19 protein-coding genes, 1 tRNA gene and 2 rRNA genes are annotated in these 25,855 nt (G+C 68.8%); 9 read left to right on the top strand and 13 right to left on the bottom strand.

Annotation, left to right across the window (positions count from 1 at the left end; all coding sequences use genetic code 11):
- The 3 genes from FVE89_RS10900 to FVE89_RS10890 all read left to right on the top strand — a co-directional run.
- Positions 1–866, top strand: a 23S ribosomal RNA gene (locus FVE89_RS10900); the annotation flags it as partial.
- Positions 867–1,030: 164 nt separating this feature from the next.
- Positions 1,031–1,146, top strand: a 5S ribosomal RNA gene (gene rrf, locus FVE89_RS10895).
- Between the two features lie 129 nt (positions 1,147–1,275).
- A tRNA-Met gene (locus tag FVE89_RS10890) sits at positions 1,276–1,352 on the top strand.
- Between the two features lie 159 nt (positions 1,353–1,511).
- Here the strand turns inward: FVE89_RS10890 and FVE89_RS10885 are convergent.
- The 3 genes from FVE89_RS10885 to FVE89_RS10875 are packed head-to-tail and all read right to left on the bottom strand — an operon-like array spanning position 1,512 to position 3,092.
- Complete coding sequence (locus FVE89_RS10885; RefSeq protein WP_160534052.1) at positions 1,512–2,045, bottom strand: hypothetical protein; 534 nt, start codon at positions 2,043–2,045, stop codon at positions 1,512–1,514.
- A complete protein-coding gene (locus FVE89_RS10880; RefSeq protein WP_160534051.1) occupies positions 2,021–2,899 on the bottom strand; it encodes a hypothetical protein in 879 nt (292 codons plus the stop codon). Before FVE89_RS10880 ends, FVE89_RS10885 begins: the two co-directional genes overlap by 25 nt.
- Before the next feature lie 10 nt (positions 2,900–2,909).
- Entirely contained in the window at positions 2,910–3,092 is a 183-nt protein-coding gene (locus FVE89_RS10875; protein WP_160534050.1) for a hypothetical protein, read from the bottom strand.
- Between the two features lie 418 nt (positions 3,093–3,510).
- On the opposite strand from FVE89_RS10875, the gene FVE89_RS10870 reads away from it, so the two are divergent.
- Positions 3,511–3,738, top strand: coding sequence for a hypothetical protein (locus tag FVE89_RS10870; RefSeq protein ID WP_160534049.1), 228 nt, complete (start codon positions 3,511–3,513; stop codon positions 3,736–3,738).
- A gap of 292 nt (positions 3,739–4,030) precedes the next feature.
- A complete protein-coding gene (locus FVE89_RS10865; RefSeq protein ID WP_160534048.1) occupies positions 4,031–5,173 on the top strand; it encodes an acyltransferase in 1,143 nt (380 codons plus the stop codon).
- A gap of 21 nt (positions 5,174–5,194) precedes the next feature.
- On the opposite strand, the gene FVE89_RS10860 is transcribed toward FVE89_RS10865, so the two are convergent.
- On the bottom strand, positions 5,195–7,339 hold the full coding sequence (locus tag FVE89_RS10860; protein WP_160534047.1) for a helicase-related protein: 2,145 nt from the start codon (positions 7,337–7,339) through the stop codon (positions 5,195–5,197).
- Between the two features lie 346 nt (positions 7,340–7,685).
- Entirely contained in the window at positions 7,686–8,573 is an 888-nt protein-coding gene (gcvA, locus tag FVE89_RS10855; protein WP_160534046.1) for a transcriptional regulator GcvA, read from the bottom strand.
- Between the two features lie 92 nt (positions 8,574–8,665).
- On the opposite strand from gcvA, the gene FVE89_RS10850 reads away from it, so the two are divergent.
- Positions 8,666–9,898, top strand: a complete 1,233-nt coding sequence (locus FVE89_RS10850; RefSeq protein ID WP_160534045.1) for an MFS transporter — start codon at positions 8,666–8,668, stop codon at positions 9,896–9,898.
- Positions 9,899–9,962: 64 nt separating this feature from the next.
- Here the strand turns inward: FVE89_RS10850 and FVE89_RS10845 are convergent, their stop codons facing one another.
- Entirely contained in the window at positions 9,963–11,249 is a 1,287-nt protein-coding gene (locus FVE89_RS10845; RefSeq protein WP_160534044.1) for a methyl-accepting chemotaxis protein, read from the bottom strand.
- A 368-nt stretch (positions 11,250–11,617) separates the two neighbouring features.
- Between FVE89_RS10845 and FVE89_RS10840 the strand changes: the two genes are divergently transcribed.
- A complete protein-coding gene (locus tag FVE89_RS10840) occupies positions 11,618–12,187 on the top strand; it encodes a DNA-3-methyladenine glycosylase (protein ID WP_160534043.1) in 570 nt (189 codons plus the stop codon).
- 188 nt (positions 12,188–12,375) lie between these two features.
- On the opposite strand, the gene FVE89_RS10835 is transcribed toward FVE89_RS10840, so the two are convergent.
- Together FVE89_RS10835 and FVE89_RS10830 are read right to left on the bottom strand one after the other, a co-directional pair.
- A complete protein-coding gene (locus FVE89_RS10835) occupies positions 12,376–14,304 on the bottom strand; it encodes an EAL domain-containing protein (RefSeq protein ID WP_246730622.1) in 1,929 nt (642 codons plus the stop codon).
- A gap of 528 nt (positions 14,305–14,832) precedes the next feature.
- Positions 14,833–17,034 carry an ATP-dependent RecD-like DNA helicase gene (locus FVE89_RS10830; protein ID WP_160534041.1) on the bottom strand — a complete coding sequence of 734 codons (2,202 nt, stop codon included), beginning with the start codon at positions 17,032–17,034 and terminating at the stop codon, positions 14,833–14,835.
- Between the two features lie 398 nt (positions 17,035–17,432).
- Here FVE89_RS10830 and FVE89_RS10825 point away from each other — a divergent pair, with 398 nt between their 5' ends.
- Together FVE89_RS10825 and FVE89_RS10820 are read left to right on the top strand one after the other, a co-directional pair.
- Positions 17,433–17,678, top strand: coding sequence for a hypothetical protein (locus tag FVE89_RS10825; RefSeq protein ID WP_160534040.1), 246 nt, complete (start codon positions 17,433–17,435; stop codon positions 17,676–17,678).
- 40 nt (positions 17,679–17,718) lie between these two features.
- Positions 17,719–18,135, top strand: a complete 417-nt coding sequence (locus FVE89_RS10820; protein WP_160534039.1) for a DUF1236 domain-containing protein — start codon at positions 17,719–17,721, stop codon at positions 18,133–18,135.
- A gap of 123 nt (positions 18,136–18,258) precedes the next feature.
- On the opposite strand, the gene FVE89_RS10815 is transcribed toward FVE89_RS10820, so the two are convergent.
- The 5 genes from FVE89_RS10815 to FVE89_RS10795 all read right to left on the bottom strand — a co-directional run bounded on the left by FVE89_RS10815 (position 18,259) and on the right by FVE89_RS10795 (position 25,710).
- On the bottom strand, positions 18,259–21,735 hold the full coding sequence (locus FVE89_RS10815) for a CheR family methyltransferase (protein ID WP_160534038.1): 3,477 nt from the start codon (positions 21,733–21,735) through the stop codon (positions 18,259–18,261).
- Complete coding sequence (locus tag FVE89_RS10810; RefSeq protein WP_160534037.1) at positions 21,716–22,276, bottom strand: PAS domain-containing protein; 561 nt, start codon at positions 22,274–22,276, stop codon at positions 21,716–21,718. The genes FVE89_RS10815 and FVE89_RS10810 overlap by 20 nt, the downstream gene beginning before the upstream one ends.
- Positions 22,277–22,435: 159 nt before the next feature.
- Positions 22,436–22,864, bottom strand: coding sequence for a helix-turn-helix domain-containing protein (locus FVE89_RS10805; RefSeq protein WP_160534036.1), 429 nt, complete (start codon positions 22,862–22,864; stop codon positions 22,436–22,438).
- Entirely contained in the window at positions 22,852–23,130 is a 279-nt protein-coding gene (locus tag FVE89_RS10800) for a BrnT family toxin (protein ID WP_160534035.1), read from the bottom strand. The genes FVE89_RS10805 and FVE89_RS10800 overlap by 13 nt, the downstream gene beginning before the upstream one ends.
- A 60-nt stretch (positions 23,131–23,190) precedes the next feature.
- A complete protein-coding gene (locus tag FVE89_RS10795) occupies positions 23,191–25,710 on the bottom strand; it encodes a PAS domain S-box protein (protein WP_160534057.1) in 2,520 nt (839 codons plus the stop codon).
- Between the last annotated feature and the right edge of the window lie 145 nt (positions 25,711–25,855).

Below are 25,855 nucleotides of genomic sequence, written 5' to 3'. Positions count from 1 at the left end.
TCCCCGTGAAGATGCGGGGTTCCTGCGGTCAGACGGAAAGACCCCGTGCACCTTTACTGTAGCTTTGCGCTGGCCTTCGTGTCGGCATGTGTAGGATAGGTGGTAGGCTTTGAAGCCTGGGCGTCAGCCTGGGTGGAGCCGTCCTTGAAATACCACCCTTGGCGATATGGTGGTCTAACCGCGACCCTTGATCGGGGTCCGGGACCGCGCATGGCAGGCAGTTTGACTGGGGCGGTCGCCTCCCAAAGCGTAACGGAGGCGTACGAAGGTGGGCTCAGAGCGGTCGGAAATCGCTCGTCGCGTGCAATGGCATAAGCCCGCTTGACTGCGAGACGGACATGTCGAGCAGAGACGAAAGTCGGTCATAGTGATCCGGTGGTCCCGCGTGGGTGGGCCATCGCTCAACGGATAAAAGGTACGCCGGGGATAACAGGCTGATGACCCCCAAGAGTCCATATCGACGGGGTCGTTTGGCACCTCGATGTCGGCTCATCACATCCTGGGGCTGGAGAAGGTCCCAAGGGTTCGGCTGTTCGCCGATTAAAGTGGTACGTGAGCTGGGTTCAGAACGTCGTGAGACAGTTCGGTCCCTATCTGCCGTGGGTGTAGGAGGTTTGAGAGGCTTTGTCCCTAGTACGAGAGGACCGGGATGAACGTACCTCTGGTGGAGCTGTTGTCGCGCCAGCGGCAGTGCAGCATAGCTACGTACGGACGGGATAACCGCTGAAGGCATCTAAGCGGGAAACCCCCCTTGAAACGAGACCTCCCTTGAGGGCCGTGGAAGACGACCACGTCGATAGGCCGGGGGTGCAAGCGCGGCGACGCGTTGAGCCGACCGGTACTAATCGCCCGACAGGCTTGATCGCTCCCGTGATCCGTGTCCGGACTGGTTCGGCAGCCGCTAGGCTGATGACACCAGACAACACGCTCGCAAGAAGACCCGCAGCAGACGCTGCATGCTTGCCGAACGAAACACTCGCCGTCGCAGCACCCTGCGACGCCAAGTGCCAAACGAATTGCGATGCGCCGGTCTGGTGGCCTGAGCGGCGTGCCCAGAACCCGATCCCATCTCGAACTCGGCCGTTAAACACGCCAGCGCCCATGGTACTGTGTCTCAAGACACGGGAGAGTCGGTCGCCGCCAGACCCGCACATCGCAAGCCCAGCGCAACGCTCGCACAGAGCCCGCGCCATTCCCTCGACACGACACCGATCCGGCCCCCGCCGCAGCCTGACCCAGGCCGCACACGACGCGGGCGAGGCCGCACACACTTGGCGCGGGGTGGAGCAGCCCGGTAGCTCGTCAGGCTCATAACCTGAAGGTCACAGGTTCAAATCCTGTCCCCGCAACCAAATCTACAATCCCACGACACAGCCCCCTGTTCATCGCAACGGGGGGCTTTGTCGTATTGGCCGTCGGGGCGAGCGCCGCATCGCGGGCGCCGTCTGCGACAGGGGCCGGCGCGAACAGCCTGGACGCAACCACCGAGATCGATCGGCGCCGTCGCTCGGTCAGTCCGCCGCGGTCACCTGCTTCCGGAAGGTCGCCAGCACATCCTCCGGGGAGGCGTCGCAGCCCGCCGGCACGACGATCTTGACGGCGAGGTCATCGGTGGTCGGGTTCCGGCCCGTGCTGAAACGCGCCTGGGCCTTGCTGGCGAAGTAGATCGCGTTGAGCCCGATGGTCCCGAATCGGCCGCCGAGGTTCCACCCGTGATAGATGTAGGCGATCCGATCCGCGGGATGGGGCGCGTCTTGCCGCGCGGGGTCCGGTCCATAGGGGCCCACCGAGACGAAGGTGACCAGGGCCGCCCTCGGACAGGCGCCCGCCACGACGTGGTGGCGTCCGGCGCTCGCGCGCGGCAGGACAGTGCCCGCGCCGAGATCGATCGGGGGGAGGGCGCCATCCCGCAAAGTCATCCCGCCGGGATCCACGGGACGGGCATAGGCATAGGCGCGGACCGCGAGCGATGCGCCCAAGACGAGGCTCAACAGGACGACGCAGCCACGGGCTGACCCGTTCAGGGTCGGCGATGCGGCGCGCATGTGCGCTCCTTCGTCCAGAGCAGCGCCGGGACGATCATCGCCACGACGGCGGCCAGCGCCACCAGGGACGATCCCGCGTCGTCGTGCCAGAAGTGATAGGCCTCCCGGGACGGGAGCATTGCCAGGATGCGTGCGACGTTGATCGCCACAACGAGGCCGAAGCTCGTTGCGAGAGCCGCCAGCGCAGCGCGGTCGACCGGGTGAGCGGCGATTTTCAGGATGGAGAGCCAGACCAGAACGGCCAGCGACAGGTTGTGAAACGACGAGCATCCTTCGAGGATGACGATCGCCCAGTCGCCCCGGACGCTGAGGCTGGCACCTTCCGTCCCGATTCCACCGTAGACCAAGCGGCCGATTCGGGAGATCAGGCCGATCTCCGCGCCCTCGATGCTCTGATAGGCCATCTTGAAGACGAGCTTGCCCCACAATTCGTAGATGGACAGGGCGAGCCAGATCTGTGCGATCCCGGCCCAATGCCGGTCGGCACGGCCTCGAAGCGAGAGCCAGCTGCCGGCCAGGGTCGTCGCCAGATAGACCCCATGCTGCTCGGGTATGAACCAGGCGAGGGCCGACAGCACCAGGACCGCGCGATCGGATCGCGCCAGCGTCATCCTGGCATCCGGGACGGTCAGGAGCTGGGACAGAAGCGCGGCCAGCGCGAACGCTTCCCCGACGTTGAACTCGATGAGGTGCTGTGTGGTCTGCGTCTGCTCGAACAGATGACGCTGCACGGTCGCCGAGAGGATCGTGCCCGCAGAGAACATCAGCACGGCCCAGGCCGCGGCCCGGTCTGCGAGACCGGTACGCCCCGCGCCCGACCCCAGGCCGCTCCCGCGCCGTGCCAGATCGATCATGATGGAGCCGTCAGGCCTGCAGCTCGGTCTTGCGGGCCCTTCGACGGCGCAGGATCGCCACCGTCCCGCCGACGAGGATCAGGCCGAGGGTCGCGTTGACCTCCGGGGAGGGGGCGCTTCCCGACCCGCCGCCCCCCGAGTCGAAACTGAAGCTCGGTCCCGCGAAGATCCCGCCGCTCGAGAGGGCTCTCACGACGGTCGGGGTCGCGGTGGCCGGTGCGGCCGCGGGGGCCGAGCGCCGATTCCCGCTCGTGGTCGTGCCATCCCAGCCACCCGCGAGGGCGTTTCCGTGGCCGGCCCAGGCAGGATTGCACGGAGTCACCGCAGCCACTGCAAAGCAGATTATACCTGCGTATTTCATCCCTGCCTCCCTGCCGCGCTGATACGTCCATGAAAAGGCGCACTTTCCACACAGTGCAAGCATCGCGCAGATAATTTATTTACAATCCACATCTTTGTCGCAGAATTAACTATATTGGATGTCGTTAACCGCCGGCATCTGTCGGTAATTCAGTAGAATATGCGCATCGGGACTAAGCTTGACAGGACGCTGCGCAAAGCTGGCGAGGCTCAACACGCCAGCCTACGGTCTCGTCGTCGCGGACCTGCCCATGTTCCCGATGTCCGGCTTCGAGCTGCTCCACCGGGTGCGCGACGACCGCCGCCTGCGGGAGACGCCGTTCGCGATGAGGACCACGCAGGAGCACGCGCACGCCTCCACGGCCGTGCGGCGGGCCGACGTGGACGCCTGCCTGGTCAAGCCCGTCATGCCGGCCGAGAGGTGTGGCCGGCCTGACCGCGCGCCGGGCTCCGTTCCGTCTTCCGGGATGCAAGCGTAACGCCGTTGTTACCGGCGGTCGACGCTTGGCGGGCATGCCGCGTCACCGCTGCAACAGGATCATCGCGCCGGCTAAGCAACCGCCCTGCATCGCCAAAGCAGACCCACCTTCAGCCCGCCCGGCCCGCCGGAGCGGGCTTTTTTCAGATTGGGTCGCCGTCTTAACTCTGTCGGAACAGTTTTTCGCCCCGCAATCGATTCGGATGTGAAGCGAACTGGGAATAGCTCTATTGTTTCCGAGGCAGCGCGCAGCTGACTGAGCGCGGTCATCCGGCGTTTTCACAGGTAGAGCGATGCGGGGCGCAAGGCTCGGCTATGTCGACACGATCCGCGGCCTCGCCGCCCTGGCAGTGATCTATTTCCACATCGCCGACCATCTCCTGAAGACCGGGCAGGTGGAGAGCGCGGTCGAGCGGGTGTTGTTCGGGGCGCTCACGCAATCCGTCGACCTCGGGAAGGTGGCGGTGGTGATGTTCTTCGCCGTCTCCGGCTTCGTCGTGCCCTACTCGCTCGACGTGCGCAGCCGGACACCCGTCCGGGATTTCGCGATCGGCCGGTTCTTCCGCCTCTATCCGGCCTACTGGCTGTCGATCCCGATGGGGATCTGCGCCTTTTACATCGCGCTGGGCCGGGATCTGCCGGTCTCGACCGTCCTGGCCAACCTGACGATGCTCCAGCAGTTCGTCGGCATCGAGAACATCATCGGCCTGTACTGGACCCTGCAGATCGAGCTGATCTTCTACGGGCTCTGCGTGCTCCTGTTCTGCGCCGGGCTGCTCATGCGGACGCGCGGGCTCGTGGGCGCGGCCGTGGTGATGCTGGCGGCGGCCGTCCTGATGGCCCTCGCCCGCCACCACCTCGGCAAGGCGCTGCCGGTCGCGCTGCCGCTGGCCCTGGCGATCATGCTGTGGGGGACGCTCTGGCGCCGCTGGCATGTCGAGGGACAGGCGCAGGCGCGCGGTGCCGCCCTCGGAATCCTCACCCTGATCGCGCTGGCGATCCCCGTCATCTCGGTGCTCGCCTATGGGCGCGACCTCGGCTTCGGCGAGACGTGGTACCGCTACACCGCCACCTACTGGGTGGCGCTCCTGCTTTTCGCGCTGATGACCACGCGCTGCCGGATCGAGGCGCCGCTTCTCGCGTGGCTCGGCGCGGTGAGCTACGGCCTCTACCTGTTCGGCCCGATCGCCCAGGCGATGGTGTTCGCCGCCGCCCGGTGGGCCGGTCTCGTCGTCCCGGGCCACGCGCTGATCGCCGCCGCGATGCTGGTCGCGCTCGCCATCGCGGCCCCGGTCCATCGCTTCGTGGAACGGCCCTGCATCCGCCTGGGCCGGCGCCTGATCGCCGAGTCCGGGATTCCAAAGGGCGATGCCCTTTGGTCGGTTGCCAGGGTGAAACCCTGGCGCGTGGCGTTGAAGCCCGACGATCGGGCGTAATTCGACAGCAGGTCTCGCCCGTCACCGCCCCCCGGCGCTGCGGCGGGTGCGCCGCTCGGCCTTGCGGGTGGCGGTCTCGCGCAGGTGCTGCTCGATCGAATCGTTGGCGCGGCCGCGCATGTGTCGGATGGCCTCCACGTCGTCGAACGTCTCGGGGAAGCGCCGGGACAGCCAGAGATAGGCGCTCGCGAGCTTCACGGTCCGCTCCTGGTAGTCGAGCGCGCCCGCGAGGTTGCCGCGCAAAGCCGGCACCGTGAGGCCCGCCGCCCGCGCCTGGCACCAGCGCTCCAGAAGGCCCATGGCGATCTCGTCGCGCCGGTCGATCGGGCAGACCGAGAAGGCGAACTTTTCCTCGATCGGCAGCCGGGCGCGATCGACCGTCCGGGCGACGTCGAGCACCTCCTCCAGGGCCGAGGGCTGGAACGGCGAGCCGGCGTAGAAGGTCGCCCGGGCGAAGTGGGTCAGCACCTCGTACAGGCTGTGGGTGCGCATCTCCTCGGCGACCGAGCGGATCGCCCCGAGATCCGGCCGGACGAAGAAGCGCGTGTCGGCCGCCGGCGCCGTCGGGGCGCCCGAGAGGGCGGTGCGGATCGGCTCGATCGCGGTGGGTTCGGTCGCCGCCACGTAGCCGACATCCTGATGACCGTAGCGGCCCGCCCGGCCGGCGATCTGGCGGATCTCGGAATGGGTCAGCGCCCGCTCGGCGGTGCCGTCCCACTTGCGCACCGCCGAGAACACGATGCGCTTCAACGGCCCGAGATTGAGCCCCATGCCGATCGCGTCGGTGGTGACCAGCACGTTGGCCTCGCCCGAGCGGAAGCGCGCGGCTTCGGCCCGGCGAACCTCCGGCGACAGGGCGCCGTAGATCGTCGCGACCCGGTGACCCCGCGCCACCAGGATCTCGCGATTCTCGTGGACGGCCCGGCGGGAGAAGGCCACGACCGCATCGCCCGCCTCGACCTTCTCCAACGGCACCGGCTGCTCGATCAGCAGCAGCGGCGACTTGCGGGTGAAGGGGATGACCTCCAGCGACTCGTTGGCGGCTTCCGCCGCGCGGCGGACATACGACAGGGCGTCGTCCGAGCCGCAGACGATCACGGTGCGGGCGGCGACGCCGAACAGGGCGTTGGTCCAGGCCCAGCCGCGGTCGGGGTCCGACAGCATCTGGATCTCGTCGATCACCGCCACGTCGATCGGCCGGGTCAGGTCGGCGGTCTCGATGGTCCGGGCGGTGTGGGTCGGGTTCGGCTCGCCCAGCACCTCCTCGCCGGTGATCATGCCGGCGCGCAGGCCGCGCTCGCGCAGGGTCTCGTAGTTCTCCAGCGCCAGGAGTCGCAGCGGCGCGAGGTAGGCCCCGGTTTCGGCTGCGGTCAGGTGCTGGAGGGCCGCGTAGGTCTTGCCGGAATTGGTCGGCCCCATGTGGAACAGGATTTTTCGATTCAGGCGCCGGGCGGCCGTGAACCGCTCGATATAGGCGCCGAAGCCGACCTGATCGCGCAGGCGGCGCAGACGCGAGCCCTCGCGGGCCACCGCCTTGGCGTGGCGGCGGACCGGGGTGAGCGTGTCGTTGAGGCCGCGGGCGAGCTTCGGGCCGTAGGTGAACACCCGGGACCGGAGCGAGCGGTCCATATGGGCGATGTAGGCGGCGGCATCCGCCCCGACCTCGCGCAGGTCCACGAGGAGCTGTGCCTGGAGCCGATCGACCGGCTTGTGCAGGGCGCGGGTGGCGTCGCGGGCGGTGCGCGCCACGGCCTCGCGTAAGGGTTCCAGGCCGTGGGCCGGATCGTTCCGGGCCGCCATGCGGGCGAGGATCGCGGCCGCCTCCGGATCCGGGGCGACGTCGAGGCGCAGGTCCAGCCGGCCGTTGTCGAGGAGCGGAATCTCGGTGCGGACGAGCCACGTGATCCGGTGATCCTTGGTCACCACGGCCCGCAGATTGGGGATCGCTTGCCGGATCGCCGGAACCCCGGTCTCCGCGAAGGCCCGGGCCACCCGCATCGCGCGCAACGCCTGGGCGACGCGCGCGTCCTCCACCTCGGCGCCGTAATCGGGCAGGTCGAGATGGGCGAGCAGCCGGTCGAGATCGACCGAATCCGGGGACAGGCCGAGCCGGCCGAGGGATTCGATCAGGCTCTCGATCGTCGGGCGGAGACGCTTGCGCGCCATGCGGTCACCTTCGGCAGAAGCGTCTCACGCCAACCCGGGCGGGATCGGGCGCGTTCCGGATGTCTTTCATGGGCCGGGTGGACTCGGCGCGCCACTTCAAACGTGACACGCGGATCCCGTCTTTGCGAGGCCGGGAGGTGGGTTTGGGATGGTCGTTCGGTTGAAGGGTCTGGCGGTCCAGACCTGCCACGCGCCCTCCCTCCCCCGCAGAGGGGGGAGGGGAGCGCGCGGGATCCTTTGCCTATCCGATGAAGAACGGTGAATGTTAAGCCCGCACGGAGAGGGGTCCCTCACGCGGCGCCAAAACCTCCCTCAAACCCACACCGCCCGTATCGATGCCGACCTCTCACGGCCGCCCCGCCGCCGCGGCCAGCCAGCCGCAGAAGGCGCGGATCGCCGGATCCTCCGCCCGGGCCTCCGGGACGTAGGTGTAGTAGCTCCGCGCCGGCAGCGCCGGACCCGCGAAGGGCAGGGTCAGGCGGCCCGCCGCCACGTCGTCGGCGATCAGCCGTTCGGGTCCCATGGCGACCCCAAGCCCGTCGAGGGCGGCCTGGAGCGTCAGGTAGAAATGCTCCAGCGTCACCGAGGCTTGCGGCGTCAGGTCCGGCACGCCCGCCGCGCGCAGCCAGTCCGGCCAGACCCGCGGGAGCGTCGCGGCGTGCAGCAGCGTGTGCTGCCGGAGCTGCGCAGGCTCCCCCAGGGGAAGACGCCGCAGCAAAGCCGGGCTGCAGACGGGGATGCGCCGCTCCGACAGGAACGGCTCGGCGACGTGGCCTGGGCGCGTGTCCGGACCGCCCCGGATCGCCACGTCGAACGGCTCCGTCAGCTGCGCCAGGGGCACGTTGGAGGTCGTCAGCCGCACCTCGATGGCCGGGTTGGCCCGCTGGAAGCCGGACAGGCGCGGGATCAGCCAGCGCAGGGTGAAGGTGGCGAGCGCGTTGATGTGGAGCAGGCGCGGTCGGCCGCGCTCGACCTGCCGGGCGGTGGCGAGTGCGATGCGGTCGAGGGCGGCGCCGATCTCGGCAGCAAAGGCCGCGCCGGCCTCGGTGAGAACCACGCGCCGGTTGTGGCGCTCGAACAGCGGCGCGCCGAGCCACGCCTCCAGCATCTGCACCTGCCGGCTCACCGCCCCGTGGGTGACGTGCAGTTCGTCCGCCGCCCGGGTGAAGCTCGCGTGCCGGGCCGCGGCCTCGAAGGCTTTCACGGCGTTCAAGGGCGGCAGCCGGCGATGCACGGGTCAGGTTTCCTCACACGCGCGTCAGCATAAGTCGTTTGTCAGTCGCGAACCAGCCGGCCATCCTCCGCCCACAGCCAGAAGGTGACAGGATGGCCCTCGCATCAACCCCGACCGCATCGCACGAGGCCGCCGCGTCCGGCGAGGCGCGGCGCACCCTCGCGGTTACGGGGGTGAACCACGCCCTCCACGACGGTTACACGGATCTCATCTACGTGCTGCTGCCGGTCTGGCAGGCCGAGTTCGGCCTCGACTACGTCGCCCTGGCGCTGCTGCGCTCGCTCTACAACGGCGCCCTGGCGGCTTTGCAGATGCCGGCGAGCCACCTCGCCCAGTCGCTCGGCGCCCGGACCGTCCTGATGCTCGGCACCCTGCTGAGCGCGCTGGGCTACGCCGTCGCGGGTGCCTCGGGCGGGCTGATCGGGCTCAGCGTCGGCCTGCTGCTCGGCGGGGCCGGCAGCAGCACCCAGCATCCCCTGGCCTCGGCGGTGATCGCCCGGGCCTATGGACCCGGAGCCCGGGGGCCGCTCGGCACCTACAATTTCACCGGCGATCTCGGGAAGGCGGCGGTGCCGCCCCTCGTCGGCTTCCTGCTGACCCTGACGGGCTGGCGCCATGCCCTCTGGGTGGTGGCGGCCGCCGGAATCGTCGTCGCGCTCGCGGTCGGCCGCCTGCTGCCGCGTGACTCCGGCTCACGCGAGGCTGCTCCCGGCGCGACGGCGCGGAGACCGGCGCGGCCCGTCGGCGCCCCCGCGGGCCGGGGCGGGTTCCGGCTGCTCGTCGCCATCGGCATGCTCGACAACGCCGCCCGGCCGGCCTTCCTGATCTACCTGCCGTTCCTGATGCAGGAGAAGGGCGCGGCGCTGACCACGGTCGGCCTCGCGCTCTCCCTGGTCTTCGTCGGCGGAGCCCTGGGCAAGGCCGTGTGCGGCCGGATCGGCGAGCGCCTCGGCGTGACCCGCACGGTGATCCTCACCGAGACCGGGACCGCCGTGATGATCCTGGCGGTGATCGCGCTGCCGCTCGCCCCCGCGCTGCTCCTGCTGCCGCTGCTCGGCGTGATGCTGAACGGCACCTCCTCGGTGCTCTACGGCACGGTGCCGGAGCTGGCCCCCGGCGGCCAGGTCGAGCGGGCCTTCGCGGTGTTCTACACCTGGACGCTCGGCGGCAGCGCGCTGGCGGCCCCGCTGCTCTACGGGCGGCTCGGCGACATGGCCGGCCCGCACTGGGCGGCGGCGGCCTCGGCCGCCACGGCGCTCGCCGCAGTGCCGCTCATGCTGGCGCTGGCGCCGTCCCTCCGGGTCGAGACGGCGCCGCGGGCCTGATCGGTGTTCGATCCGCGGAGCACCGGCGCCGAAGCCGCCGGGCGACGGTCCCGGACCGTGCGTCTCAGGCGGCCCGGATCCGATCCAGGAAGCCGCGCACCTCGGTGCCGAGACGCTCGGCCTGATTCGAAACCTGAAGTGCCGCGTTCAGCACCCCGCCGGCCGCCGTGCCGTTCTCCTGCGTGCTCAGCGCGATCTCCCCGATATTGTGCGTGACCTCCCCCGTTCCCGCGGCAGCCTGCTCGATCGTGCGGACGATCTCCTGCGTCGCGGCTTCCTGCTCCTCCACGGCGGCGGCGATCGAGGTCGCGGTGGTGTCGATCTCGCGGATCCGGCCCGCGACCCCGCCGATCGCCGCGACCACACGCTGGGTGGCCGACTGGATCTGGCTGATCTGGGTGGTGATCTCTTCCGTGGCCCGGGTGGTCTGGCCCGCCAGCTCCTTCACTTCCGCGGCGACCACCGAGAAGCCGCGGCCCGCCTCGCCGGCCCGGGCCGCCTCGATCGTCGCGTTGAGCGCCAGGAGGTTGGTCTGGCCGGCGATCGACGAGATCACCGCGATGACGGTGCCGATCTTCGAGGCGGCCGCGTCGAGGTCCGTGATCAGACCCGTCGTCTGCTCGGCCTCGGTCACCGCGGATCGGGCGAGCCGGGCGGAATTGTCGACCTGCTGGCCGATCTCGGAGACGGAGGATCCGAGCTGCTCGGCCGCCGCCGCGACGATCCCGACATTGTTCGACGTCTGCGTCGCCGCCGCCGCGACCTCGCCGGTCCGCCGCGTGTCCTGATCGGCAGAGTCCGCCATGCGTCGCGCGACGGCCTCCATCTCCTTCGCCGATGCCGACAGGGACGTGACCACCGACGACGTGCTCGCGTCGAATTCGGCGATCAGCCTCTCGAGCTGCCGGGAGCGGAGCTTGCTGGATTCGAGCGCATCGACCTCGGCTTGGATATCAACGAGCGAGCCGCAGGCGCGCTGCGCGACGCCGGCCTGATCGAACGCGACGCCGCCCATGGCGCGGAACCACCGATACGTCCCGTCCGGCATCTGAAGCCGGTATCTGACGTCGTATGCCCCGCTGTTGCCCACGTCCTTGAGCGCGGCCCCGAAGGCCGCAAAGGTCGGACCGGCATCGTCCGGGTGCAGGCGCGTCGACCAGGATTCCATCGCGTTCGGGTATTCCGCCTCCGAGCGGTAGCCGGCGAGTCGACGGAATTCCGGGCTCCAGGTCCACCGGCTCTTCGGATGCGCGGGATCGCCCTCGTGCAGGATGGCGTCCCACAGGCCGACCCCGGCATAGGCCTGGAGAAGTTCGAGAAGTTTCAATGCGCCCCGATGCCGTGCCAACATCTGTCTTCCTCCGCGTGTTGCAACTATGGATAGATCGTCTTATTCTTTGTTCAACAATTGAAAATCATCCATCATGGGTGCGCCGGATTTCGTTCCGATTCCAAAAATAACATATCGATCCTAAACAGGGGCTGATTTTCAAACCCGTTTGATGACAGCTGGGCTCTTCTGTGGCTGGTGTTGCCGGTACACATTCACAAGTGCTCCGGAACTGCGCCCGAACTGCCCCGCGCCCAGGATGGCGACATCGAACGTGTCGACGCTCATCCGCCGCCGCGGCAGGCGCGGTGCGATCCGCCGGGGCGGGGCACACCGGCGGCCTGTCGGGCGTTGCCTGCCGGATGAAGCCTGCCGAATCCCGGGACCCGATGCTGACTTTCGACTTCGCCCGACCGGCCGCCGCGGTGGCGGCGGAGCTGATCGGCGCCGGCCTGTTCGTCGACGGAGCGGGCGGCGTCATCGTCGAGACGGAGGCCTATGACCGGACCGATCCCGCCTCCCACAGCTTCAACGGCCCCACTCGGCGCAACGCCAGCATGTTCGGGACCCCCGGGACCGTCTACGTCTACCGCTCCTACGGGATGCATTGGTGCCTGAACCTCGTCTGCGAGCCCGGGAGCGCGGTGCTGATCCGGGCGCTGGCGCCGACCGAGGGCCTGCCCGCCATGCAGGCCCGGCGGGGTACGGACGCGGTGCGGCTGCTCTGCGCCGGGCCGGGGCGCCTGTGTCAGGCCCTCGGCGTCACCGGCGCCCAGGACGGCTGGCCGGTCGGGCGGCCACCGTTCCGGCTCGCGCCCCGCACGGAGCCGGCCGAGATCGTGAGCGACCGGCGGATCGGCATCACCCGCGGTGCCGAGACGCCCTGGCGCTTCCTGCTCGCGGGCTCCCGGTTCGTCAGCCGGCCGGTGCGGCGGGTCCGTTCGGGACTGGCGACCTAGGGCTGAGCCCAATCAGCTTGAGCATGAGGTGACTGTTTGCGATCCATGCCGGACATGGGAACGGCCGTCAGGGCTTCCGGAAAGCGGCCATCCGGCGACCGTCCCACAACTCGGGCTCAGCGTGCAAGACGGCCGACCGCACATGGCCGGAACCAGCCTGTTCGTCTCGGAGAAAAGCAGACTGATTACTACCCGGCCATGGCAAGCATGAGGGGCCATTGTTTTGTGGGGCTTGCCGAACAATAGGTTTGAAGAAGGTCTGCGATCGGCATCGGTTTGCCGACGATGTAGCCTTGTATGTAGCGGCAGCCATGCCGGTGGGCTGCCTCGAACTGGTCAACGGTTTCAACCCCCTCCGCGATGCCGTCGAGCCCAAGGTTTTGACAGAGATCTAGGATCGTGGAGACGAGACTGCAGCCCCGGTCTGTATCAATGTCAGTCATGAAGCTGCGGTCGATCTTGATCTTGTCGAGCGGCAGGCGATGAACATAGCCGAGGCTGGAATAACCGGTGCCGAAATCGTCCAGTGCGATTTTGACGCCGAGGGCGTGCAGCGCATTGATGGACGCCTTCGCCTGATCGAAGTCGCGCATCAGAGCGGTCTCGGTGAGTTCCATGGTTAGACGACGAGGGTTCAAGCCGCACGTTCTCACAGCGGCGAGGATCGCGACCATGGTCTCAGGTGAGGCCAGATCGTGGGCGGACAGGTTGAAGGACAGGCCCATTGCAGGGGGCAGCCGTGCGCAATCAGCCGGCGCCTTGCGCAGAAGCAGCAGGGTCATGGTGTGGATCATGCCGCAGCGCTCTGCTGCGGCGATGAACCGATTCGGTGGGACACGTCCCAGTGTCGGGCTGGTCCAGCGCGCCAAGCCTTCGACGAGGGCGATCTCGCCCGTCGCCGTATCAAGGATCGGCTGGTAGTGCATTTCCATCTCGGCAACAAGATCGGCTGTACTCAGGGCGGCCTCGACGGCTCGCTCGGCCCTGATGGCGTCCTCATGCTCTTGGGAAAACAAGGTGCTCACACCGCGCCGATGCTCTTTCGAGTGGTATAATGCGTAGTCAGCGCGATCGAATAGCTCGTTCGCCTCGCGTCCAGCTCTGGGAAATTTTGCCAAGCCGCCTGAACATCCGGTGACGACCCGAATATCCCCAATAAGGACTGGCTTCTGAAGCGCCGAGCAGATGCCATCGCAGAAGGCGACGATCTCGTCAGGCGGGCCCGGCGACCGGACAAGAACGCCGAACTCGTCGCCGCCAAGGCGCGTGACACTTACGTCGGCGCTTGCAAATGCGGCTAAGCGACGGCCGGTTTCCGCCAAGACGCGATCCCCTACGTTATGGCCATAGGTATCGTTGATTGGCTTGAAACGGTCGAGGTCGAAGATTGCTAGTGCGAAGCGCGTGTTATTTGCAGTCGAGTCTTGGATGAGTTCGTCAAGGCGCTGGAAGAAGTAGCGTCGATTGGGAAGGCCCGTCAGGCCATCTGTATGAGCGAGGCGTGCGTTCTCGTCCGAAAGCCGGCTTGCCTCAGCTTGGGATGCAACAAGTTGGACAAAGGCGCGATAGTTATTGCTGAGGACCCGCACCATCACCGCCGTCACGAATGTGGTATTAACGGCGATTGCCAGAAAAACCGGGTTCCCGCTCGCGACACAGCAAAACAGGAACACGCTCATAACGATGCCCATTACGAGGAAGGCCGCGGCCGGCAGATGTGTCAGACAGAAAATGCAAGCTATGACAGTGATGGCAACAAAGATCGCAACATGACCCTGTTCGTAAGGTCCGCCATACCCGTTCAGGGCCATCGCCCAACTCACGAAGGCGACGGAGAAGATGGCTGTTAAGACCGTGGTGCGCTGAAGCTGACGGGCAGCTTGTGCCTCGCTGATCGTCTCGGGTCGCATCCGCCACCACCGTACTGCCCGTACCAAGCAGAAGGCGATCAGAACGCCGGGTAGTCCGAGCGTCAGAACGAGAGGGGCGAACGGATAGTGCGTTGCGGCTAGCGCGCAAGCGTTCGCAGACATCAGGCTGTAGAGCGTTGGGATCTGCTTACGAAGTTCCACCAGTTGGCGAGTGGGAAGCAGATTATCTGCGGATCTGGACAACATCGTAGTCAGCGGCGAGCGAAGGCGTTCCGTGGGCTTCATCTGGTATGGATCCGAACCGTGGCCGCAACCTTAACGCGAATATATTAAGAGCGAATTGCTCCGAAATGTCGTTTGACGAATCCTTTAAGACTGCGAAATGTACGGTTTTGCACCAAAATTGAGATTCCGGATGTACAAACAGCAATGAAATTACCGATTGGGCTTTGCTGCCTCCGCGTGAGCGGTGCCTGAGAAAGGATTCGTTGATTTGCTCAATACGTAGGGCTCGTTATGAATGTGCTGACCGTTCAGCGTCTTCTCGCAACAGGCAGACCCAGTAAGGAACTTCAGGTCTGAGCTGGCTCGCTGTTGGCTTCAGGGGCGTAGCTGTGGTTGTCCGTACTGCAGCCTCAGGTCGTGGGCGTGCGCAGCAGCGACGTTCGCTTCCATGCATCACCGCCCGGCAGCGGACGGGCAGCTTTCCTCCCATCACGGACATCACCATGACCAAACCGATCAAGCCCAGGCCCTAGGCGCGCGGGGATCGACTTACGGCGTCCGGCCCAGCCATTCCCGCAGCTTGGTCCAGCGGGGCTTCATCGTGCCGCCGCGGACCGCGACCGCCACGGCCTTGCGCTGCCCGAGCAGCACCACGAGGCGCTTGCCGCGGGTCACCCCCGTGTAGAGGAGGTTGCGCGCCAGCATCGTCCAGTGCTGCATCGCCAGCGGGATCACCACCGCCGGATATTCCGAGCCCTGCGACTTGTGGATGGTGGTGGCGTAGGCCGGCACCAGCGTGTCGAGCTCGCCGTAGGGATAGACCACCTCCCGGCCCTCGAAATCGACGATCACCGCGCCCTCGTCCGGGTCGATCCGCGCCACGGTGCCGAGATCGCCGTTGAACACCTCCCGGTCGTAGTCGTTCTGGCTCTCCATCACCCGGTCGCCGGGGGAGAAGCGCCAGCCGAACCGTTCCACCGAGACCGCCGGGTTCGGGTTCAGCACCGCCTGGAGTTCGTGGTTGAGGTTGCGCGCGCCGAGCAGCCCGCGCTGCATCGGGGTGAGCACCTGCACGTCGCGCACCGGATCGAGGCCGAACCGGGCCGGGATGCGCCTTGTCACCACCTCGATCAGCGTCGCGACGGCGGGCTCCAGCTCGTCGATCGCGATGATGTGGAAGTCGCTCCCGGCGCCGCGCGGGGCGGGCTCCGGCATTTTCCCGGCGTTGATCCGGTGGGCGTTGACGACGATCCGGCTCTCGGCCGCCTGCCGGAAGACTTCCGTCAGCCGCGCCACCGGGACCGCGCCGGAGGCGATCACGTCGGCCAGCACCTGCCCCGGCCCGACCGAGGGCAGCTGATCGACATCGCCCACGAGGAGGAGCGCGGCGTGTTCGGGCACCGCCTTGGTCAGCGCGTTCATCAGCGGCACGTCGACCATCGAGGTCTCGTCGATGACGAGGAGATCGCAGGGGAGGGGGTTTTCCGCATTCCGCGAGAAGCCGCCGTGCCTGGGGTCGATCTCCAGCAGGCGGTGGAGGGTCTTGGCTTCGAGCCCGGTCTGCTCGCTCATCCGCTTGGCGGCCCGGCCGGTGGGGGCGGCGAGCAGCACCCGGACGCCCTTGGCCCGGAGGATCCGCAGGATCGTGTCCAGCGTCGAGGTCTTGCCCACGCCCGGGCCGCCGGTCATCACCGCGAGCTTGGCGCCGAGCACGCGGCGCACGGCCTCCTCTTGCGAGGGCGAGAGCGTCTTGCCGGTCTTCTCCGCTACCCAGGGCAGCGCCCGGGCGAGGTCGATCGCCGGCCAGGGCGGCGTGCCGGTCGCCCGCTGCAGCAGCCGCTCGGCGATGGCGCGCTCGGCGGCGTGCAGGCCGGCGAGGAAGATGCAGGCCTTGTCGCCGATGATGTCCTGCACGACCTCGCCGGCCTCCAGCACGTCGAGGAGGGCCGTGCGGATCAGCGGGGCCGCCACGCCGAGGAGATCCTCCGCAAGCGTCACGAGATCCGCCACCGGCAGGGCGCAATGGCCGGCATCGGTGGCGGTCTGCAGCGCGAAGGAGATGCCGGCCCGCAGGCGCTGCGGCGCCTCCGGGGTCAGCCCGAGCTTCATCGCGATGGCGTCGGCGGTCTTGAAGCCGATGCCCCGGATGTCCTTCGCCAGCCGGTAGGGATCCTCGGTCATGACCGCGATGGCCGCGTGGCCGTAGGTCTTGAAGATCCGCACCGCCCGGGCCGTCCCGACGCCGTGGGCGTGCAGGAACAGCATGATCTCGCGCACGGCCTTCTGCTCGGCCCAGCCGGCAACGATCCGGGCGGCGCGCTTCGGCCCGATCCCCTCCACCTCGGTGAGGCGGCCGGGCTCGGCCTCGATGATCGCGAACGTGTCTTCCCCGAACGCCGCCACGAGGCGCTTGGCCATGGCGGGGCCGATGCCGCGCATGTGCCCGGAGGCGAGGTACTTCTCGATGCCGGCGATGCCCGTGGGCGGCGTGACCTTCAGGGTGTCGGCCTTGAACTGCAGGCCGTGCTGGCGGTCCGTGTGCCAGATGCCGGTGGCGGTGATCCACTCGCCCGCCCCGATGGCCGGCGCGTGGCCGATCACCGGCACGAGGTCGCGCTTGCCCCGCGCCTGGACCTTGAGCACGCAGAAGCCGGTCTCCGGGCTGTGAAAGGTGACGCGCTCGATCGTTCCGGCCAGCGCCTCGACGGGCTGGCCATGCGCAAAGGAGGGTGGTGTCGTTCGCTGGTTCATGCCCGGACCGGCTGCGCCCGGAAGACGCATCCAAGGGTTGAAGATCGGGGCATGTGGGACGCGGGGCAACGGTGCGTCGGCGGATCGGACGGGGAGGGCGGCGCGACCCGTCGTCACGCGATTCGGGCCGGTCGCCGATGCGCGCTGTGCCGCCTTCCGGGCCGCAACCCGCTGTTCGGGAGAAGCGCGTTCGCTGCGCCGTGTAACCATCCGATCCGCCGATCCGGATCGGGCGTCTTCCGCAATCGGTGCGCGACCGGTCGGAACAGAGTTGATCAATTGTTCGCAATTGATAAGGGTAAAAAGCTTTCACCGTATGTTTTCATACGCAAATTTCCGTAGGGAACCATTTTATTGAGCTTGCCGTTGCTGCTTCGATTGATGTCAGGAGGCTATCCATGCGCAACGTCATTCTCTCCGGTGCCCTGTTCGCGGCCCTGTGCGGTGCTGCCCTGCCGGCGAGCGCCGAGGACACCACGGTGATCCATCGCGACGGCGGCCCGGGCGTGGCGGTCGATCATCGCGAGGGCGTCGTCGAGCGGCGCGAGGTCACCACCGGCAGCGTCGATTGCGGCTCGAAGACCGTCCACAAGGAGGACGGCATGGGCAACTCGAAGACCGTCCACAAGGAAGGCTGCAACTGAGATCCCGCGGCTCGCGACTGACCCACCCGGAGGCGCCATCATGACGAACAAGCTTCTCCTCGCGCTGGCCACGGCCGGCCTCCTGGCCCTCCCGATGACCGCCCAGGCGCAGGGCACCCTGCGCGGGGCCGCCGAGGGCGCCGAGGCCGGCTCGGCCGCGGCGGGTCCGGTCGGCGGCATCGTGGGCGGCGCGGTCGGTGCGGCCACCGGCACGGTCGGCGGCATCCTGGGCGTCGACGAGCGTCCCCGCTTCCGCAGCTATGTCCGCGAGCGCGGCGTGCGCTCCTACAGCTGGGGCGGACCCGTCCAGGTCGGGACTGTCCTGCCGGAAGACAGCGTGACCTACTACGACGTGCCCACCGAGTACCGGGTGCGTCCGGGCTACCGCTACACGATCGTGAACGACCAGCCGGTGCTGGTCGATCGCGGCCACCGCATCGTCGAGGTCATCGACTGAGCGCGCGGGCGCCGGATCCTCCCGGCGCTCCGCCAGGCAGGACGGCCCGCCCGGCATCGCCGCGGCGGGCCGTTTTGCGTGCGGGGCGGCGCGCGGCCGGAAACCGGCCGAGGCGGGGGCCGCTCACCCCCGCATCAGCGCGGAATCCGGCAGGCGCAGCACGATTCGGTACGCGGTCGCGTCGTGGCTGCGCTCCACGGTCGCCTCCAACTGGCGCAGGGACATCTCGACCAGCAGCGAGCCGAATCCCCGGCCCGGCCGCGGCTCGGCCACCCGGCTCATGCGCTCGCGCCAGTCCAGGACCAGCCCGTCCGGCGCCCGCTCCCAGGTCACCGACAGCGACCCATCCTCGGCCCCGAGCGCGCCGTACTTCACCGAATTCGTCGCCCATTCGTGCAGGATCATCGCCAGCGACGAGACGTGCCGCCAGTTGATCGCCACGAGGGGACCCTCGATCACCGTCGGGACATGGTCGCGATAGGGGCGCAGGGTCGCGCCGATCAGACCGGCGAGGTCGCTCATGCCCTGGCCGTCGGTCGGGTCGGCGAGCGAGTGGGCGCGGCCCAGGGCCGAGATCCGGTCGCGCATGTCGGAGGCGAAGATGCCGATGTCGCGGTGCGTGCGCGAGCCCGCCGAGATCATGCCGCCGATGATCGCGAACAGGTTCTTCACCCGATGGTTCATCTCCCGCAACATCAGGTCGCGGGTCTCGGCGAGCGCGTATTCGGGCGAGACGTCGATGCAGACCCCGACGATCCGCTTCCGGTCGCCGCTCCGGGTCAGGCGCCCGTAGCTCCTGATGTGCCGGGGCGCGTGGTCGGCCGCCCGGACGCGGATGCGGGCCTCGAACTCGTCGAGCCCGTGAGCGGCCTCGGCGAGCGCCGCCTCCAGGCCGAGCCGGTCCTCGGGCATCACGCTGGCGATCAGGGCGGGGACGGGGTGCGGCGTGTCGGGGGCGAGGCCGAACATCGTGCCGGCGGTGCTGTCGACCACGATGGTGCCCGCGTCGGGGCTGTATTCCCAGACCCCGATCCCGCCGGCCTTGACGGCCAGGTCCAGCCGCTCGCGCTCCGCCGCGAGCTGACGCTCCAGCGACAGGGCCTCGGTGATGTCGGTCAGCACCAGGGTGGCGCCGTCGACGCTGCCGTTCTGCAGGCGGTAGGGCAGAACGCGCAGTGACAGCGTCCGGGCGCCGTCCCGGGTGGTCAGGCGCCGCTGGATCGCCGAGCCGCCGGCGCAGACCGCCTCCGCGTCGTGCAGGTAGTCCTGGCCGGCGAGCCGGCTCGACACGTCGGCGAGCGGCCTGCCCCGGTCGCCCGCCTGCAACGGAAAGATCGTGGTGGCCGCCGCCGTGAAGCTGCGCACCCGCAGGTCGCGGTCGAGCACGATGACGGCGAGATCGGTCGATTCGAAGAAGTTGCGCAGGTCGGCATTGGCGATGGTGAGCTGCTCGACCTTGGTCTTCAACTCGTCGTTGACCGTGGAGAGCTCCTCGTTCGTCGACTGAAGCTCCTCGTTCATCGACATCATTTCTTCGTTGGAGCTCTTCAGCTCCTCGTTCGTCGTCTCCAGCTCCTCGACGGCCGAGCGCAGCTTGTAGCGCGTGCGCAGCAATTCCTCTTCCAGCGCCTCGACGTGGTCGCCGCCGGCATCCAGCTCGATCAGGTCGAGGTCGGTCGAGGGCTGGAACGCGCCGGTGTCGCGCAGGACGAGCAGCATCGAGCCGTCCGGCAGCGGATCGCAGACGAGTTCCACCTGTTGCAGGCCGTATTCCGAGCGGATCTCCACGTTCCGGACCACGACCCGCTTGCGCGCGTCCCGGGTCCGGCGCAGCAGGGGGCCGATCACGTCGCGCAGGCCCGGCCGCGCCAACGTGATGGCGCTGGTGCCGCCGGTCCGCGTGACCGGGAAGTCGAAATAGCGGCTCAGGCGCCCGTAGGCGCTGATGATGCCGCCATCCTCGGTCAGCACCATGCTGGGCGGGGCGTAGCGCTCGATCACGCGCCGCACCGCCGCGGATTCATCGGAAATCGACGGCTCGCCCCGGCGCTCCTCGCGTCCGCCGCGCCGCATCTCGCCCCGCCGGGCGCTGCCGGGCAGGTCGATCGGGTATTGCGGCGAGCCCGGCGGCCGCTCGAACAGGCGCGCGTGCTGGTCGATGGCCGGGAACAGGTGCTCGAACCGGCTCACGCTCTCGGAGGGGCCGAGGAACAGGTAGCCGCCCGGCCGCACCGCGTAGTGGAACAGGGGCACGACCGATTGTTGGAGCCGCTCGTCGAAATAGATCAGCAGGTTGCGGCAGGAGAGCAGGTCGACCCGGGAGAAGGGCGGGTCCTTCACGAGGCTGTGGCTGGAGAAGCGGATCAGGTCGCGGATCTCGGCCGCGATGGTGAAGCGCTCGGCATGGGGGACGACGTAGCGCTCGCGCATGGAGGCCGGGATGTCGGCGAGCGCCGCGGCCGGGTAGGTCGCCTCCCGGGCGATCTGGAGCATGCGCTCGTCGATGTCGGTGGCGAAGATCTGCACCGCCAGCGGCAGGTCGAGGCTGCGGGCGGTCTCGGCGAACAGCATGGCGATGCTGTAGGCCTCCTCGCCGCTGGAGCAGCCCGGGATCCAGACCCGGATGTCCTCGTCCGGATCGCGGTTGCGCAGCAGCGGCTCGACCGCCCGCTCGCGCAGGACCTCGAACAGCTCGGCGTCGCGGAAGAAGCGGGTGACGTTGATCAAGAGGTCGCGGAACAGCGCCTCGCACTCGGCCTTGTCGGCGCGGACGCGGGCGAGGTAGGCCCGGCCGGATTCGAGGCCGAGCACATGCATGCGCCGCTCGACCCGGCGTACCAGGGTCGTGCGCTTGTAGCCGGCAAAGTCGTGGCCCACGGCCGAGCGGAGCACCCGGCAGAGATCGTCGAGATGGTCGGCGACCGGGCCCGCCGCCTCGTCGCCGGGGTCGGTGCCGCGGCGCCGGAAGAAGGCCGCGAGGCAGTCCACGATCTCGCCGGGCGGCTGCACGAAATCGACGAGACCGGTGCCGACCGCCGAGAGCGGCATGCCGTCGTAGCGGGCCGTGTCCGGCTGCTGCACCACGCAGACGCCGCCATGCTCCTTCACGGCCCGCAGGCCCGTGGTGCCGTCCGCGCCCGTGCCCGACAGGATCACGCAGGCGGCATTGGCCTGCTGATCGACCGCGAGCGAGAGGAAGAAATCGTCGATCGGCCGCCGGAGGCCCCGCGGCTGGATGAAGTGGGTGAGTTCGAGGACGCCGTTCTGGATGACGAGCCCCCGGCCCGGCGGGATGATGTAGACCTTGTCCCCGGCGATCCGCTCGCCGCCTTCGCACTGGAGCACCTCAAGCCCGGTATGCCGGTCGAGGAGCTGGGCCAGCATGCTCTCGTGATTGGGATCGAGGTGCTGGACGATGACGAAGGCCATGCCGGTCGGCGGCCGGGCGCGCGCCAGCATCTCGCGCAGGGCTTCGAGCCCGCCCGCCGAGGCGCCGATTCCCACCACCGGCCCGGTGAAGGGTGGGGCCACGACCTGCCCGGCGCCGTCTAGGACCTCCGGGGCTCCCGCCCCGGGCTCGTCAAGGAAATCCTGGTGCATCGAGATCCGCGAGGGTGAGCTTCGCCTGCGCGACGGTGGCGACGGTGTTGGCGATCGTCATCAGGGACCCTTCGATGACGATGCCGCTTTCCGCGAGCGTCGGACTCAGCCGGGACAGGGTTCGGCTCAGTTCGGTATCGTACGCAGAAAGCAGCTCCGGTTGCGAGCGGCTGACATCGAATTGGGATGCGAAAAGAAAGCGCACCTCGCCCGAGAGGGCTCTCAACTTCGACATGTACAATAGATTGACGAACGGACGCCCGTCCTTGCGGAAATTGAGGATCGTCGTGCGCACCGAGCCGATCCGGTCGTCCTCCAGGAAGGCGTGGATCTTGGCTCGCGCCTCCCGGTTCTCCGCATCCTTCTGCAGGAGGCGGCAATTGTGCCCGACGACATCGGCCGCATCGTATCCGGTCAGCTGGTGAAACCGCTCGTTGACCAGCAGCAGCGGGTTGTCGGCGGTGACGGCGGCCAGAGCCAAGGCGATGTGCGAGCTGTCGAAATAGCTCTTGAGTTCGGCCGGAATGTCCTGCGTCTGCACGGCAGATCCCCTGTCGCCTTCCCGTTCGGCACGTCACGGCCGGTCCGGCCGTCCCACGCGGCGGCCCGCCACCATAAGGACGTCCACGCTGTCCGGTTCCCGATTCGGAGGCCGGAATGGCATTCCGAACGCGGGTGGGGCCTGGCGCAGGGTTAATCGCTAAACAGTGACCGGTTGACGGCCGATCGTGCCGCTTATCGCCGCGTCGGTGGGCGGAGCTTTCGCACCAGAGGGCCCCGGTTCGGGGGCCTGTGTCGCCAACGCGGTCAGAGCAAGATCCGAATTGAACGAGACGATGCGCAGCAGCGCGACGGCGGCCGGTTCCAGGCTCACGCGCCCCTGTTCCCAGTTGCGCCATGTGCCGAGCGGTATTCCGAGCGCAGCAGCCATCTCGGGCTGTGTCATGCCGAGGCGGACGCGCAGCGCCCGCGGGGATTCCACCACGCGTGCGCCGACCGTCCCGTCAAGATCGGCGTTGCCGTCAGCCGCACGGTGCGCCTCGATATCCGCCTCGGTGGTGGCGTCCACTTTCGCCCGGTCCACCGTCGAAGTGCGGGTCCGAAGCTCGTCCAGAGTCATGCGCGCCATGCCTTGCGCTCCTTCCTGTTCGCTAGCCGCGCCGAGATAAGGCGACGGACTGTCCGACCCGCGGCCTCCCGCCGATCCGTGTAGACGACGGTGTAGAAATCACCGTTCCATTCACCCGTGGCGACTATGCGAACCTCGCCGTAATCATGGCGCGTATCCTGCTTTTCAATGCAGCGTCCGAGGAAAATGCCGGCAGCATCCGCAAAACCGAAGCCGCGCTCCGTGCGGGTCGCCTCGTCCTTCGCATCGTCCCACTCGAAGACCATACGCGAATGTGCGCAATATGCGCACTTGTTTCAAGGCGTCTCCACCGTGGGACGCCTACCTCAGCCCTCGCCCGCGATGATCCCCCGGATCCGGGTGGCGAGCGCCTCCAGCGCGAAGGGCTTTGTCATCACCTGCATGCCGGGGCCGAGATGGCCGTGGTTGAGGGCGGCGTTCTCGGCGTAGCCCGTGATGAACAGAACCTTGAGGTCCGGGCGGTGCTCGCGCCCGGCCTCGGCCATCTGGCGGCCGTTCATGCCCCCGGGCAGGCCGACATCGGTGATCAGCATGTCGATGCGCACGTCCGATTCGAGCACCTTCAGCCCGGAGGCGCCGTCCGCCGCCTCGATCGCCGCGTAGCCGAGATCCTCCAGCACCTCGGTGACCAGCATCCGGACGGTCGGCTCATCGTCCACCACCAGGACGGTCTCGCCCTGCTCGGCGCGGGGCGCGTGGGCGAGGTCGGGCAGGATCGTGTCCCCCTCCGCCTCGCCGAGATGGCGGGGCAGGTACAGGCACACCATCGTGCCCTGGCCGAACTCCGAGTAGATCCGGACGTGCCCGCCGGATTGCTTGGCGAAGCCGTAGATCATCGACAGGCCGAGGCCGGTGCCTTCGCCGATCGGCTTGGTGGTGAAGAACGGGTCGAAGGCCTTGGCGGCGACGTCCGGGGTCATGCCGGTGCCGTTGTCGGAGACGCAGAGCGTCACGTACTGCCCCGGCTCCAGGTCGCGCTCCTGCGCGGACCGGTGGTCGAGCCAGCGGTTGGCGGTCTCGATGACGATGCGGCCGCCGTCCGGCAACGCGTCCCGGGCGTTGAGGCAGAGGTTGAGGAGCGCGTTCTCGAGCTGGCTCGGATCGACCAGCGTCGGCCACAGGCCGCCGGCTCCGACCGATTCGATCTCGATCGCCGGGCCGACCGTGCGGCGCACGAGTTCCATCATGCCCTCGACGAGGCGGTTCACGTCGGTCGGCTTCGGGTCGAGGGTCTGGCGGCGCGAGAAGGCGAGCAGGCGGTGGGTCAGGGCCGCGGCGCGCCGGGCCGCCCCCTGGGCCGCGCCGATATAGCGGTCGAGGTCGCCGACCCGGCCCTGAAGCATCCGGGTCTGCATCAGCTCCAGGGAGCCGACGACCCCGGCCAGCATGTTGTTGAAGTCGTGGGCGAGGCCGCCGGTCAGCTGCCCGACCGCCTCCATCTTCTGCGATTGCCGCAGGGCCTCCTCGGCCCGCATCAGCTCGGCGGTCCGCTCGGCGACGCGCTGTTCCAGGGTCTCGTTGAGGCTGCGCAGGGCCGCGGCGGCCCGGTCGCGCTCCGCCTCGACGGACCGGCGCTCGTCGACGTCGAGGAGGACGCCGGGGAAACGCAGCGGCGTCCCGTCGGGCCCGTGATCGACGCGGCCGTTCGCCTCCAGCCAGTAGTAGCGCCCGTCGGCGCGGCGGACCCGGTACTGGTGCGCGTAGGCTCCGCCCCGGGCGATGACCTCGTCGATGGCGGCGGCGAGCCCGGCCCGGTCATCCGGATGGACGGTGGCGACGATCTGGGCGAGCGGGATGCCCTCGCGGCCGAGGGCCGGGTCGAGCCCGAAGCTGCGGGCGAAGCCCTCATCGACCGTGAACCGGTCGGTCGGCAGGTCCCAGTGCCACGTGCCGATGATCGCGCCGGCGGCGAGGGCGAGCTGCACGCGCTCGATGTTGGTCCGGGCCACCGCCTCGCTGGTGCGGAGCGCATCCTCCGCCTTCCGGCGCGCCGTGATGTCCCGGAACAGCACCGAGACCTGACGCCGGCTCGGCGGTTCGATGCGCACCGCCGAGACCTCGATGGTGCGGTCCACGAGCGCGAAGTAGCGCTCGAAGCGGATCGGCGTGCCGGTGCGCAGCACGCCGCCGTAGAGTTCGAGCCACGCCTCCGCGTCGTCGGGCGGGACGAGGCCGCGCAAGGTCCGGCCGACGATGCCGGCGATCCCGGTATGCCGCTCGTAGCCCGGATTGGCCTCGACATGGATGTAGTCGCTCAGCGGGCCGTGCGGGCCGTCGAGGAAGGTGATGACGCAGAAGCCGTCGTCGATGGCCTCGAACAGGGTCCGGTAGCGCTCCTCGCTGGCGCGCAGGGCCTGCTCGGCCGCGTGCAGGGCCGTGCGGTCGTGCAGGAGCGTGACGAAGCCCGCAGGGGCGCCATCCGCGCCGCGCAGGGGCATCGTCTCGCCCGACACCCAGCGGCGCTCCCCGTCGGCCCGCAGGCGCCAGCCCGCCGCCTCGGCCCGGCCCTGGTCCAGGGCGGCGCGCATCGCCTGCTCCGGGCGGCCCGCAGCCCGGTCCTCGGGGGTGAACAGTTCCGCGATCGGCCGCCCGCGCATCGCGTCCCCGGTCCAGCCGAGGAGGTGCGCGGCGCCAATGTTCCAGCGGGTGATGTGCCCCGCCGGATCGGTGGCGATGAGGGCGACCTCGGTGGCGCCGTCGAGGATCGCGAGGTGGCTTTGCAGGTCCGCCGCGGCGGATCCGGCCGCCCGGGCGCGGAGCGCGGCGGCCTCTTCCTCCAAGGCCTGGGCGCGCCGCAGGAGATCGTCGGCCCCGGCCGCGTCCATGGTCAGGCGCCGCACCGCGCCGCGGCGCGCGAGTCCGCCCGTGCGCAAGGGGCGCGGCCGGTCTCGATGGGGGCGGGAGTGGCGGGCACGGGGGAATCAGTCTGCGGCGGCGCGGGCGTTGCGTGGGCGCCTTCTGCCGGAAACC

This window comes from Methylobacterium sp. 2A, from assembly GCF_009806555.1.
GTDB lineage: Bacteria > Pseudomonadota > Alphaproteobacteria > Rhizobiales > Beijerinckiaceae > Methylobacterium.
Note: the sequence above shows the minus strand (reverse complement) of the source record. Positions and strands in the feature narration are given on the sequence as shown.

Excerpts from the sequence above, each read along its gene's own strand:
- FVE89_RS10800 (WP_160534035.1), bottom strand. The coding sequence starts at position 23,130 with ATGGTCTTCGAGTGGGACGATGCGAAGGACGAGGCGACCCGCACGGAG.
- FVE89_RS10870 (WP_160534049.1), top strand. The coding sequence starts at position 3,511 with ATGTTCCCGATGTCCGGCTTCGAGCTGCTCCACCGGGTGCGCGACGAC.
- FVE89_RS10885 (WP_160534052.1), bottom strand. The coding sequence starts at position 2,045 with ATGCGCGCCGCATCGCCGACCCTGAACGGGTCAGCCCGTGGCTGCGTC.
- FVE89_RS10840 (WP_160534043.1), top strand. The coding sequence starts at position 11,618 with ATGCTGACTTTCGACTTCGCCCGACCGGCCGCCGCGGTGGCGGCGGAG.
- FVE89_RS10795 (WP_160534057.1), bottom strand. The coding sequence starts at position 25,710 with ATGGACGCGGCCGGGGCCGACGATCTCCTGCGGCGCGCCCAGGCCTTG.
- FVE89_RS10820 (WP_160534039.1), top strand. The coding sequence starts at position 17,719 with ATGACGAACAAGCTTCTCCTCGCGCTGGCCACGGCCGGCCTCCTGGCC.
- FVE89_RS10815 (WP_160534038.1), bottom strand. The coding sequence starts at position 21,735 with ATGCACCAGGATTTCCTTGACGAGCCCGGGGCGGGAGCCCCGGAGGTC.
- FVE89_RS10805 (WP_160534036.1), bottom strand. The coding sequence starts at position 22,864 with ATGGCGCGCATGACTCTGGACGAGCTTCGGACCCGCACTTCGACGGTG.
- FVE89_RS10860 (WP_160534047.1), bottom strand. The coding sequence starts at position 7,339 with ATGGCGCGCAAGCGTCTCCGCCCGACGATCGAGAGCCTGATCGAATCC.
- FVE89_RS10830 (WP_160534041.1), bottom strand. The coding sequence starts at position 17,034 with ATGAACCAGCGAACGACACCACCCTCCTTTGCGCATGGCCAGCCCGTC.
- FVE89_RS10850 (WP_160534045.1), top strand. The coding sequence starts at position 8,666 with ATGGCCCTCGCATCAACCCCGACCGCATCGCACGAGGCCGCCGCGTCC.
- FVE89_RS10865 (WP_160534048.1), top strand. The coding sequence starts at position 4,031 with ATGCGGGGCGCAAGGCTCGGCTATGTCGACACGATCCGCGGCCTCGCC.
- FVE89_RS10825 (WP_160534040.1), top strand. The coding sequence starts at position 17,433 with ATGCGCAACGTCATTCTCTCCGGTGCCCTGTTCGCGGCCCTGTGCGGT.
- FVE89_RS10880 (WP_160534051.1), bottom strand. The coding sequence starts at position 2,899 with ATGATCGATCTGGCACGGCGCGGGAGCGGCCTGGGGTCGGGCGCGGGG.
- FVE89_RS10835 (WP_246730622.1), bottom strand. The coding sequence starts at position 14,304 with ATGTTGTCCAGATCCGCAGATAATCTGCTTCCCACTCGCCAACTGGTG.
- FVE89_RS10845 (WP_160534044.1), bottom strand. The coding sequence starts at position 11,249 with ATGTTGGCACGGCATCGGGGCGCATTGAAACTTCTCGAACTTCTCCAG.